General features: G+C 57.1%; 9 protein-coding genes and 1 tRNA gene. 4 read left to right on the top strand and 6 right to left on the bottom strand.

Annotated features, from left to right (window positions below; genetic code table 11):
• The first annotated feature begins 93 nt into the window (after positions 1 to 93).
• Complete coding sequence (locus ARC85_RS13610) at positions 94 to 1,329, top strand: permease (protein ID WP_286715120.1); 1,236 nt, start codon at positions 94 to 96, stop codon at positions 1,327 to 1,329.
• A 25-nt stretch (positions 1,330 to 1,354) separates the two neighbouring features.
• Here the strand turns inward: ARC85_RS13610 and ARC85_RS13615 are convergent.
• Positions 1,355 to 1,431, bottom strand: a tRNA-Arg gene (locus ARC85_RS13615).
• Between the two features lie 193 nt (positions 1,432 to 1,624).
• On the opposite strand from ARC85_RS13615, the gene ARC85_RS13620 reads away from it, so the two are divergent.
• Positions 1,625 to 2,197, top strand: a complete 573-nt coding sequence (locus ARC85_RS13620; protein WP_011785969.1) for a hypothetical protein — start codon at positions 1,625 to 1,627, stop codon at positions 2,195 to 2,197.
• Between the two features lie 69 nt (positions 2,198 to 2,266).
• On the opposite strand, the gene ARC85_RS13625 is transcribed toward ARC85_RS13620, so the two are convergent.
• Both ARC85_RS13625 and ARC85_RS13630 read right to left on the bottom strand, forming a co-directional pair.
• Positions 2,267 to 5,110 (bottom strand): insulinase family protein, encoded by a 2,844-nt coding sequence (locus tag ARC85_RS13625; RefSeq protein ID WP_286715121.1) that lies wholly within the window; start codon positions 5,108 to 5,110, stop codon positions 2,267 to 2,269.
• 42 nt (positions 5,111 to 5,152) lie between these two features.
• Positions 5,153 to 5,452, bottom strand: a complete 300-nt coding sequence (locus tag ARC85_RS13630) for a hypothetical protein (protein ID WP_011785967.1) — start codon at positions 5,450 to 5,452, stop codon at positions 5,153 to 5,155.
• Between the two features lie 376 nt (positions 5,453 to 5,828).
• On the opposite strand from ARC85_RS13630, the gene ARC85_RS13635 reads away from it, so the two are divergent.
• Positions 5,829 to 7,814: an SDR family oxidoreductase gene (locus ARC85_RS13635; RefSeq protein WP_014421967.1), complete on the top strand. Its 1,986-nt coding sequence runs from the start codon at positions 5,829 to 5,831 to the stop codon at positions 7,812 to 7,814.
• 62 nt (positions 7,815 to 7,876) lie between these two features.
• On the opposite strand, the gene rnt is transcribed toward ARC85_RS13635, so the two are convergent.
• Together rnt and pyrC are read right to left on the bottom strand one after the other, a co-directional pair.
• Positions 7,877 to 8,542 (bottom strand): ribonuclease T, encoded by a 666-nt coding sequence (gene rnt / locus ARC85_RS13640; protein WP_011785965.1) that lies wholly within the window; start codon positions 8,540 to 8,542, stop codon positions 7,877 to 7,879.
• 37 nt (positions 8,543 to 8,579) lie between these two features.
• Positions 8,580 to 9,611: a dihydroorotase gene (pyrC, locus tag ARC85_RS13645; protein WP_011785964.1), complete on the bottom strand. Its 1,032-nt coding sequence runs from the start codon at positions 9,609 to 9,611 to the stop codon at positions 8,580 to 8,582.
• A gap of 158 nt (positions 9,612 to 9,769) precedes the next feature.
• On the opposite strand from pyrC, the gene ARC85_RS13650 reads away from it, so the two are divergent.
• Positions 9,770 to 10,699: a flagellar protein MotY gene (locus ARC85_RS13650; RefSeq protein ID WP_011785963.1), complete on the top strand. Its 930-nt coding sequence runs from the start codon at positions 9,770 to 9,772 to the stop codon at positions 10,697 to 10,699.
• A 22-nt stretch (positions 10,700 to 10,721) separates the two neighbouring features.
• On the opposite strand, the gene ARC85_RS13655 is transcribed toward ARC85_RS13650, so the two are convergent.
• The gene (locus tag ARC85_RS13655; RefSeq protein WP_011785962.1) at positions 10,722 to 11,648 is read right to left on the bottom strand and encodes a histone deacetylase family protein; all 927 of its coding nucleotides are present in this window, start codon (positions 11,646 to 11,648) and stop codon (positions 10,722 to 10,724) included.
• Positions 11,649 to 11,656 lie beyond the last annotated feature (8 nt).

Consider the following 11,656-nt stretch of genomic DNA (forward strand, 5'->3'; position numbering starts at 1 on the left):
CGGGCATCAAGTAAGCGTTTCAGCAACTGGTCGTATTATGCGCTAGGGTAGGTGGTGACTCTTCGCATGCTTCGGCAGATAAGGAGGAACGCTTTGAGCAACTTTCTATCGCTATGGAATGAAGCGGCAACCACGAGCCTGGGCTTTTTCTGGATGGCGCTTTGGGCGTTTATTCTGGGTTACGTCATAAGCAGTCTGATTCAGGTTCTGGTTACCCGCAGAAAGATGCAGCAGGCCATGGGGGAGGATGGACCGCGCAGTATCGCACTGGGCACGTTTTTTGGTTTCATTTCCAGTTCTTGCAGCTTCTCCGCACTGGCCACCACCCGTGCAATCTTCAATAAGGGCGCCGGTCTGGCGCCGTCTCTGGCGTTTATGCTGGCCTCCACAAATCTGGTGATTGAGCTCGGTATCGTGATCGCGGTTTTTCTGGGTTGGCAATTTGTGGTTGGCGAGTATGTGGGTGGTGTACTCCTGATTCTCGTGACCTGGCTGCTGATCCGACTTACCCGGCCGCGCCGGCTTGAAGCTCAGGCTCGCCGAAAGATGGATGACGGCGACGGGGACGGCGGCAACTCTGACAAAAGCTGGAAGGAAAAAATAACCAGTAAAGAAGGATGGCAGGCGATCGCCCAGACCTATGTGATGGAGTGGCAAATGGTCTGGAAAGATGTCCTTATCGGCTTCACCGTAGCCGGCATCATCTCCGCCATGGTGCCTCAGAGTTTCTTTGAAGCTCTCTTTATCGGCGCCGGTGGCGAGAACGCGGCCAACCCTGGCTTCCTCGCTGTACTATCGCAGACACTTGTTGGGCCAATTGCAGCCTTTTTCACCTTCATCGGTTCCATGGGGAATATTCCTCTCGCGGCCGTGTTGTTTGCTCAGGGAGTGAGTTTTGCGGGCGTCATGGCCTTTATCTTTTCCGATCTGGTTGTGCTGCCAGTGCTCAGAATCAACGCCTCCTATTATGGCTGGAAGATGGCGCTGTACATCCTCGCACTGATGCTGGTCGGCATTGTGACTGTGTCATTGCTGATGCACTACAGCCTGGCCCTACTGGGTATGTTGCCGGACTTCAGCGGCCAGACCTCAATGGGAGAGCGGGAGTTCTTCAAGTGGAATTACCAGGCTGTCTTGAACATCATGTTTCTGACCGCCACAGCGATACTGCTATGGTTCTGGCGACAAGGGCAGAAGCAGCATTCACATGACCACCACCATCATGATCACGATCATGGCGGATCTTCGCTGACAGATAAGGTGCTGAGTGTTCTGGTAGTGGTTGCGCTGCTATGGCTCGCGGGCGGTGTTGTGGTGCCATTGTTCTGACGGGGCCATTCGGTGGCTGCCTTTATGGTACCCCCGGCAGGACTCGAACCTGCTACCTTCCCCTTAGGAGGGGGACGCTCTATCCAGATGAGCTACGGGGGCATCGTAAAGGAGGCGGTATGATAACGGCCTGAGGCAGCGGGCTCAAGGCCGTCATTTTTCATTTGTTCACACTGTCTTGCCGTTTCCGGGTAGATCACGTGGGTAGTCGCTGACTATCATAGGCTCGGCCTGTTTACAGGCAGGGGATGGCGCGGAGCCGTCGGATCAAGTACCGGATAAAAAGGAAATCTGCATGAAGTTCTACAAGTTGCTTGCGCTGTTGCTGGTCGTGTCTTTCTCCCAGGCCAGTCTGGCTCAGAGTTTTGGTGGCTTTGACTCCTACGGCGAGGGCACGAAATCCCTGCTGACTACCGTTGTGAAACAGCTGGGTGTCAGTGATCCCGACAACAGTGTGAAGGTCAAGGTATTTGACACCATTGACGTTGCTTTGGAAGGCAACTGGTACTCCTACTGGGTTGGCATGAACGACCTGGCCAGCTCTAAATACCAGGATGGCGCCGAGAAAGGCTTTGTGCAGGTGATGTTGCCCACCAACGACTCGGGCATCTGGATTCTGACGTTCAACAAGGCAAAGGATATTCCCCAGATTATTGTCTCCATGGCCCAGATTCGTCATGGCAGCCAGGACGGAGCCTTGTCTGTGTATAACGAGAAGAAAAACGACACCGAGAACTACGAAGTAAAGAATGAAAGCGACAAGTTTGCTTTTATTCAGGAGAAGGGCAAGGTGGCATTCAGCATTCTGAATGTGGGGACCGGCACTGGGTCTGTGGTGTATTTCAATCAGTTTGCGGTGGATCTGTAACCGGCTTTGTTAACCCGACAACCTGCCCGGCAGGCGAATGATCGCCGGGCAGGTTCGTAGTATCTCTCGTCAATCCTTCGGTACAGGGCCCAGGTCCCGCAGGATCTGAAGGATCGCCTCATCATTCACGGCATCGCCTCCGGTGGTGACCAGCAGAGCACGTTGTCGTTCAAGCATGGCCTGTTCGAAGGTCTCTTTCAGTTCCTCCAGCGATACGTTCCGAATAGCGTCGGCCAGGACTTGTCGGCTGTTAAACTCGGCATTTTCCCGGTCGATCTCCCGCCAGTATCGGCTGGAGACTTCGCTCAGTTGCCGGTCACGCTCCAGCAGTTGGCTGATCACCGCCTGTTTTTCCCGCTTAAGCCGGGTGTCATCCATCTCCGCCAGTTGTTGCGCAAAGGTTTGGCTGAATTCCTTGACGGCCGAGTCGATGGCAGATGCATCAGCGGATGGGGATTGCACAACCAGCCCGAGCGCCGGCGTTTCCAGAATCTCGAACGCGGTCGCGTAGACGATGTATCCGAGCTGGCGCGTGGTCCGGATTTCCTCATAGAACGGGCTACTGATGATTTGTGCCAGCAACCGATACCGGGCTCGCTCGGCGTAGGAAGTGTTGTTGCCCTGCAGGTATAAGGTGTAACCGGTATCGGGGTGCTCAACCGCCAGATGTGCGGCGGTCTGGCTCGGAGGCAGCTGGCGAATTCGCGCCCGATCCACGTTGGTACGCTGGTGATCGTTCAGCACCAGAGCCTGTACCTGTCTGGCCATATTCAGGGCACTGGCCTGTGTCAGGTTGCCATGGGCGAGCATGACGGGATCAGTGCGGGCGAGGAAACTGCCGGCAAACCCCCTCAGCTCATTCAGTGTGACGTCGCGCGCAGCGGCCAGGCGCTCCTCCGCGGGAAACGTGCCTTCCAGCAATGCGGTTTGGACAAATTCCGAAGTCTGCTGCACCGGCCGTTCTTTGCTCTTGTTTTCCAGAGCATCCATCAGGTTCTGTCGCGCAATCCTGAATCGCTGTTCGGTAAGGGCGGGATTGGCGAACTCCAGCAATATCTGGTTAGCCAGCTTGTGCAGCTTGTCGCTGTAACCGCCGACACGGATGGTAACGCCACGAAGATGGGGGTAGACGCTGTAGTCCAGCCCGGCCAGCCGGGCAGAATAGGCCCAGGCGTTGAGGTTGGTGTTAATGGCGTCCACCAGCAGTTGTGTGAGCACTGAACTCCGGGCGGATTCCCGCGCTGCCGGCGTTCTCAGGCTGACAAACAGATTGGCTTTCGGAGTGGCGAAACGGGTATCCCGGGCGTACCAGATATCCAGTCCGTCCAGTTCGGCAATTTTCTCCGGGTGAGCCATGCTGTCCCCCCCCACCAGTTCGAGATCTTCTGGAACAAAGGGGTTGGATTCGGGCAGGGCAAGCTGTTCAGCCAGGCTGGGAGCTGCCGGGTTATCGAGGTTCAGGGGCGTCCTGACCCATGGCGTCTGATACCACCGCGTGAGGTTCGGCTCGCTCGCGTCCAGGTTGGGGGCGGCAACCCAGACTTTAAGGTTGGCTGGTTTCAGCTGATTGAGGATCGCCCTGTATTGCTCTGGGGCATACCTCTCCAACAGCCAGGGGGCGCTTAGAACATCTTCAGGCGGATAGTCCTTGAGGAGTCTGGACAGTCGCATGGCCTCGCTTTGCGCTTCAGCGCGTTCCCGGAAACGGAAATCAATCATGGCCAGCTGTCGCATCTCGTTGAAGCGTTGCTGGCTGATGCCGTTGTCACGAATACGATCTATATATTCAAAGGTGAGGGCAATGATCTCATCCTGGTGTTCCAGGCCTTCCCGGGTGAGCGACATGCTGATGTCGAGAGTGGCGTGTTCGCCGGTGTCCATCCCTGTGCCTGCGGAAAGGCTTTCTACCATGCCTGCGCGTTTCAGAACGTCAAACAGGCTGCCGGGTCCTTCGTGGCCCAGCAGGTTGGCAACGTAGGCTGCGGGTTTGCTTTTATAGTAACGCTGCTGAGAGGGGATCGGGAAAGACAGCGTCATGCTGCGATTGTCTTTCAGCGTCTCGGCTGTCACTTTCTCTGGCAACCGGGAGGTGTCGTACAGCGGGTGAGGGTGAACCTTGGGTTCAAGGTTACGGTTGGCGATGGCGCCAAAGCGCTCCTGCACCATGCGTTCCAGCTCATCCAGCGGCTGTGGGCCGTAGACTGCCAGGGTCATGATGTTCGCCGAATAGTTTTCTTCCCAGAAACGAATCAGGTCAGGCCGAAGCGGGTTGCCTTCGGTATTTTCCAGGGTCTCCAGGTTGCCGACCGCAAACTGGCTGAAGGCATGCTTCTGATTGCCCGCAGCCTTCCTGACAGAAAGCAGGCGCCGGCCGTCATCTTTAAGCTTGGAACTGTACTCGGAATGGACGGCATTGCGCTCACGATCCACCAGTTCCGGCGTGAACAGAGGATGAGAAAACTGTTGGGCGAACCGGTCCAGCGCCGGCTCCAGAAACTCGGCTTCGACATCAAAGAAATAGTTGGTGTCCTCAAACGCTGTGAACGCGTTATGACTGCCGCCGTGGCTGCGAATAAATTGCTGGTATTCGCCTGCCTCCGGGTACTTCTCGGTGCCCAAAAACAGCATGTGCTCGAGAAAGTGCGCCAGGCCAGCCCGCTCTTTCGGGTCGTTTCCGCTGCCCACGGCAACGTTCATGGAGGCGGCGGCTTTGTCCGTTTCCGGGTCCGAAGCGAGGATCACGCGCAAGCCATTGTCGAGTTCGATGAACCGGTACTGGTTCGGGTCGTTGGGACTTTGGGTGGGTGACACACTGGCTGTCGCCAGTGGAGCCAGTAACACGGTGACGACAAGCAACAGCCTCTGCAGCAGAGCGTAGCGAGATCGAACAGGTAACGGATGTTTCGAAGTCATGGGGCCTCGGGTTCCGGAATGGCGTTCAGGTCGGAAAAGGGATCAGTGCATCTGGTTGTTTTTGGCGCTGTCAGGCTTCTGTTCTATGGTTTGGCGCGCGAGTTTGGCCGCCTGGTCAGCGTCGAGTTCACCAGAGGCGATCCGCTCCAGCACCGTCGCCATGATCGCAACGGACTGTCGATAATCGGCAAACTCGGCCTGAAACGCCTTGTCGATTGCCTGGTATACGGCCTGGATCTTGTCTTCCCGGGAACCACTGTCGGCGGCGGTGTCGTTGATGGCCTTCAGGCAGGCACGGGCGATGGCAATATAGCGTTCGGTGTTCGGATTGTTTTTCGGCATGGCAGTTTCTTTTAAACCTTGATGTCTGGCTCGGTTAGTGACGCCGGATGGCGCTGGAAGTTCCCGATTATGTCATTGGTAAGAACCTCTTGCATTGCCTGGTCGTAATTAAATGACCCAATGCGGTGGTCGCGGTTTCTTGTGCTAATCTCAATCACATTGTGTCGATAAACCGGACAGGGAGTGAGGTGGAGTTGGCTGCTTTTAGAGTAATGGCTCTAACAAAAACAATGGGTTACAGAGTAAAAACTCTAAAAAAGTTCGATACATGAGGGTTGCAATTAAGTAGAATTGCCGACCGATGGAATCAGCTACGACTTTAGTCGTATCTGTGTCGGTTAAAGACAAAAAACACAACAGGCAGAATGGAGTACCTATGAATTATTTCCTGACAGGCGGCACCGGTTTTATCGGTCGTTTTCTGGTTGAGAAACTCTTGGCGCGCGGCGGCACCGTGTATGTTCTGGTTCGCGAGCAGTCCCAGGACAAGCTGGAGCGGCTCCGGGAGCGCTGGGGTGCAGACGACAAGCAAGTGAAGGCTGTGATCGGCGACCTCACCAGCAAAAACCTTGGTATTGACGCGAAAACGCTGAAATCACTGAAAGGAAATATCGACCACGTATTCCATCTTGCCGCGGTCTACGACATGGGCGCGGACGAAGAAGCCCAGGCCGCCACCAATATCGAAGGCACCAGGGCGGCTGTTCAGGCTGCAGAAGCCATGGGCGCCAAGCATTTCCATCACGTGTCATCCATCGCGGCAGCGGGTCTGTTCAAGGGTATCTTCCGGGAGGATATGTTCGAAGAAGCCGAGAAGCTTGATCATCCTTACCTGCGCACCAAACACGAATCCGAAAAAGTTGTGCGTGAAGAGTGCAAGGTTCCGTTCCGCATCTACCGCCCTGGCATGGTCATTGGCCATTCGGAAACCGGCGAAATGGACAAGGTTGACGGGCCCTATTACTTCTTCAAGATGATTCAGAAGATCCGTCATGCGTTGCCCCAGTGGGTACCCACCATCGGTATTGAAGGTGGCCGGCTGAACATTGTGCCGGTGGATTTCGTGGTCGATGCACTGGATCACATTGCCCATCTGGAAGGCGAAGATGGCAACTGTTTCCATCTGGTGGACTCCGATCCGTATAAGGTGGGTGAGATCCTCAATATTTTCTGCGAGGCCGGCCATGCCCCCCGCATGGGTATGCGCATCGATTCCCGGATGTTCGGTTTTATTCCGCCGTTTATTCGCCAGAGCATCAAGAATCTGCCTCCGGTCAAGCGCATTACTGGTGCGCTTCTGGATGACATGGGCATTCCGCCCTCGGTGATGTCCTTCATTAATTACCCGACCCGTTTTGATACCCGGGAGCTGGAGCGGGTTCTGAAGGGCACAGACATTGAGGTGCCGCGTCTGCCGTCCTATGCCCCGGTGATCTGGGACTACTGGGAGCGCAATCTGGACCCGGACCTGTTCAAGGACCGCACTCTCAAGGGCACGGTTGAAGGTAAGGTTTGCGTGGTCACCGGCGCGACCTCGGGTATTGGCCTGGCAACGGCAGAGAAGCTGGCAGAGGCCGGTGCCATTCTGGTCATTGGTGCGCGCACCAAGGAAACTCTGGATGAAGTGGCGGCCAGTCTGGAGGCCAAAGGCGGCAACGTGCATGCGTACCAGTGCGACTTTTCGGACATGGACGACTGCGACCGCTTTGTGAAGACGGTGCTCGATAATCACGGCCACGTGGATGTACTGGTGAATAACGCGGGTCGCTCCATCCGCCGCTCCCTGGCGTTGTCTTTTGACCGGTTCCACGATTTTGAGCGGACCATGCAGCTGAACTACTTTGGCTCCGTTCGGCTGATCATGGGCTTTGCGCCAGCCATGCTGGAGCGTCGCCGCGGGCACGTGGTGAATATTTCTTCGATCGGGGTACTTACCAACGCTCCGCGTTTCTCGGCCTATGTCGCCTCGAAATCCGCACTGGACGCGTTCAGCCGCTGTGCCGCTGCGGAATGGTCGGATCGCAACGTGACCTTCACCACCATCAACATGCCGTTGGTGAAAACGCCGATGATCGCGCCCACCAAGATCTACGATTCCGTGCCGACGCTGACACCGGATGAAGCCGCGCAGATGGTGGCGGATGCGATTGTGTACCGGCCCAAGCGCATTGCCACCCGTCTTGGCGTGTTCGCGCAGGTTCTGCATGCGCTGGCACCGAAGATGGGAGAGATCATTATGAACACTGGCTACCGGATGTTCCCGGATTCTCCAGCAGCCGCTGGCAGCAAGTCCGGCGAAAAGCCGAAAGTCTCTACCGAGCAGGTGGCCTTTGCGGCGATTATGCGGGGGATATACTGGTAATCGTCGTTATAAGCCAAGAAAAAACCCGCCTCGGCGGGTTTTTTCGTTTCAGGTTGGAGATTTCATTCCTGGGGTTCTTCGGCAATTTCGATTGGCGGCGGTGGAAACCCGCCCAGTTCACGCCAGCGATTGACGATGCCGCAGAACAGGTCTGCTGTCTTTTCCGCGTCGTAGGCGGCCGAGTGGGCTTCCTTGTTGCTGAAGGGAATACCCGCCAGTTTACAGGCCTGGGCCAGCACGGTGTGGCCGTAGGCGAGGCCCGCCAGGGTAGCCGTGTCAAACGTCGAGAATGGATGGAACGGGTTGCGTTTGATATCGGCTCGCAGCGCTGCCGCGAAAACGAAATTATGGTCAAACGTGGCATTGTGGCCCACCAGTACCGCTCGCTTGCAGTCGTGTTCTTTTACCGCCTTGCGGATGGGAGAAAAAATCTCGCTCAGACCTTCCCGTTCTGGTACCGCCTCCCGCTCCGGGTTCCAGGGATCGATGCCGGTGAAATCCAGGGCCGACTGCTCCAGATTGGCGCCTTCGAACGGGTCGATTTGCTGCACGTGAGTTTCGCCCCGGCGCAGCCAGCCATCCTCATCCATGGTCAGCATTACGGCGGCGATTTCCAGCAGAGCATCACGTTCCGGGTTGAAGCCGGCGGTTTCCACATCGACCACCACCGGCAGAAAGCCGCGAAAGCGCTGGGACATGGGGTGGGGCTGTTTGTTTTCGTCTGACACTCGAACTCCGATGTTCGTGGTAGTGAATGAATAGGGTTTACGCCAGGCGCCAGTTAACGGTTTCGCCAGCCTTCAACGGAACAATGCCGCCGCCGGCCAGAGGCAGGTTCTCCGGCATGGTCCAGGGTTCCCGCACCAGCGTCACGGTGTCGGTGTTCCGGGGCAGGCCATAGAAATCGGCGCCGTTGAAGCTGGCAAAGGCTTCCAGCTTGTCCAGAATGCCCAGTTCCTCGAAGATATCGGCATACAGGCCGATGGCGCCGTAGGCGGAGTAACAGCCAGCACAGCCGCAGGCGGCTTCCTTCTTGTCTTTCGCGTGTGGGGCAGAATCCGTGCCCAGGAAGAAGCGGGGATCGCCGCTGGCCACCGCCTCTCTTAGCGCTTCCTGATGCTTGTTGCGCTTGAGGATGGGCAGGCAGTAAAGGTGTGGGCGAATACCGCCGACCAGCATGTGATTGCGGTTATACATCAGATGCTGCGGTGTGAGAGTTGCCCCGAGGTTATTGCCCTGATGGTTACGGACAAACTCGGCCGATTCGGCAGTGGTGATATGCTCAAGAACCACCCGGAGCGACGGGAACGCAGTCAGCGTGGGCGCCAGAACCCGCTCCAGAAACACCTTTTCCCGATCGAAAATATCGATGTCGCTGTCGGTCACCTCGCCGTGTACCAGCAACAGCATGCCGCAATCCGCCATCGCCTCCAGCACCGGGTAGATATTGCGAATGTCCGTTACGCCGGAGGCAGAGTTGGTGGTGGCGCCAGCCGGGTACAGTTTCGCTGCCACTACGCCGGCGGCTTTGGCTTCACGAATGGTCTCGGCGGTGGTGCTCTCGGTCAGATACAGGGTCATCAGGGGCTGGAAGTCCGTTCCCCGGGCCGCGGCCAGAATGCGATCCCTGTACGCCATGGCTGCGCTGGCATCGGTTACCGGCGGCACCAGGTTAGGCATGATGATAGCGCGGCCGAAGCAGGCGGCGGTGGCGGGCACCACATCGTTCAGAATGTCGCCGTCGCGCACGTGCAGGTGCCAGTCGTCCGGGCGTGTGATGGTTATCTGTCGGGTCATGAGAAGGTATCCGAAAGCGAGCGCAAAATTTCGCGGATTATATCAGAAGCGAAAAGCAGATGTTTTTAACCTGATCGTAAGTTATCCGGCTCAAGTTCCCGGTAGGGTCGCCGTTAACCGGTTAGTTCACTGGTTTAAAGGCTCCACGGGGCATTCCTATGGTTTCACCCAATTGGTTCTTCAGGCAGAGCAGATTGCTGAAATTGCTGGCGACGGCAGGGTTGATGTCATTGCCCTCTGCGCCTGTGCTGTCATCCAGTTATGGTGCCGGTATTGAAAACAGCCAGTGGTATCTCTCCGAGTCGGTCTTTGAGTGTTCCCTTGTCCATGAGGTTCCTGGCTTTGGCCGCGCCGTGCTCAGGCACCGGGCAGGGGAAGACCTGCGTTTCTATCTCGAATCGGATCTGAGTGTGATGCGCCCCGGCCAGGGCCAGTTAGTGGTTGAAGCGCCGCCCTGGCGGCCAGGAGTTCCACCGAGCCCCATTGGTGCTGTGCAGGTAACGGATAGTCCGCGCTCGGTGAACCTGGGGAATCGGGAAGCGGTGTTGATTGCCCAGGGGTTGTCCCGAGGTATGCAGCCGACAGTAACCCGAGCCGCGGTATACAGCGGCCAGCCCGTGCGGGTGCAGTTGTCGAATGTGAATTTTTCCGGCCCGTACGCCGGCTATCGTGAATGCGTTGCCAGTCTGCTGCCGGTTAACTTCGACCAGGTTCGGCGCAGCCGGGTTCCGTTTGCCAGCGGGAGTACCAGCCTGTCACAGGCAGACATGAACCTGCTCGACAATATTGTGACCTACGTGATGGCCGACAGCACGGTAGAGAGAATCTTCGTGGACGGCCATTCCGACAGTATTGGTAGCCGGATTGATAACCGCGCGCTGTCGGAGGAAAGAGCCAACGTGGTGGCCGAGTATCTCAAATCCAGGGGAATTGATGAGACTATGCTGACGGTCCGGGCCCACGGCGATCAGTATCCGGTTTCCCGCCGGCCGGCTGATAACCGCCGCACCACCATTCGTTTGCAACGCCAGGGTGAGCGCCCGGAACTGCTGCAGGCTAACGGTATGGGAAGCGAGTTTTCGGGATAGCCGGAACACGCCATCCCGAGTTTCAATATACTGCGTTCAGGACTTCCAGGTGCGCGGCCACACCCTCTGCCAGGGCTTTCAGGTGATACCCGCCTTCCAGCGTGGAGATGATGCGGTCGTTGGAGTGGTCATGGGCGACACTCACCAGCATTTCCGTTAACCATCGATAATCCTCGGTTTCCAGATTCAGCTCCGCCATGGGGTCCAGCCGATGCCCGTCAAAGCCTGCCGAGATCAACACCAGTTGCGGACGAAAATCCTGCAGTTTCTTGAGCCAGGCGGCTTCAACCGTCTTGCGGTACTCAGCCGCTGAGCAGTCGGCTGAAATCGGCGCATTGACAATATTGTCGGCCTGCCGGTGCACGTGGGAGTGCGGATAAAACGGATGCTGAAAGCTGGAACACATCAGTATGCGTTCATCACCACTGACAATATCTACCGTGCCGTTACCCTGATGCACATCGAAATCGACAATGGCCACCCGCTCAAGGTGGTGGAAGGTGAGCGCCCGCATCGCCGCCAGGGCGATATTGTTATAGAAACAGAACCCCATCGACTTGGCACGTTCGGCGTGGTGTCCCGGTGGCCGGGCGCAGACAAAAGCGTTGGTTACCTGGCTGCTCATCACCATATCGACAGCCTGCACATTGCCCCCCGCGGCCAGCTTCGCCGCTCTCAGGGTGTCCGGCATCATCGCGGTGTCCGGGTCGGTGAACACCCGGCCCCGGGTTGGCTGCATCAGGTCCAGCTGGTGCAGATAGCTTTCCGGATGCACGGTCAGCAGTTGGTCCCGGGTGATTTCTTCCGGACGAACCCAGTCCAGTTCCTGTTGCAGGTTGGTATCCGCGAGATAGGCGAGAATGCTTGAAAGACGCTCAGGGCTTTCCGGGTGCTCCGGGCCCATGTTGTGTTTCTTGCAGTCGTCGTGGGAAAAAAATGCCGTGGTCATGGGTAATG

Origin of the sequence: Marinobacter sp. tcs-11, assembly GCF_002049515.1 — a bacterium.
Taxonomy (GTDB): Bacteria; Pseudomonadota; Gammaproteobacteria; order Pseudomonadales; family Oleiphilaceae; genus Marinobacter; species Marinobacter nauticus.

Bases quoted from the DNA above. Each gene is read 5' to 3' on its own strand.
- ARC85_RS13635 (WP_014421967.1), top strand. From the start codon at position 5,829: ATGAATTATTTCCTGACAGGCGGCACCGGTTTTATCGGTCGTTTTCTG.
- ARC85_RS13625 (WP_286715121.1), bottom strand. From the start codon at position 5,110: ATGACTTCGAAACATCCGTTACCTGTTCGATCTCGCTACGCTCTGCTG.
- ARC85_RS13650 (WP_011785963.1), top strand. From the start codon at position 9,770: ATGGTTTCACCCAATTGGTTCTTCAGGCAGAGCAGATTGCTGAAATTG.
- ARC85_RS13630 (WP_011785967.1), bottom strand. From the start codon at position 5,452: ATGCCGAAAAACAATCCGAACACCGAACGCTATATTGCCATCGCCCGT.
- ARC85_RS13620 (WP_011785969.1), top strand. From the start codon at position 1,625: ATGAAGTTCTACAAGTTGCTTGCGCTGTTGCTGGTCGTGTCTTTCTCC.
- ARC85_RS13655 (WP_011785962.1), bottom strand. From the start codon at position 11,648: ATGACCACGGCATTTTTTTCCCACGACGACTGCAAGAAACACAACATG.
- pyrC (WP_011785964.1), bottom strand. From the start codon at position 9,611: ATGACCCGACAGATAACCATCACACGCCCGGACGACTGGCACCTGCAC.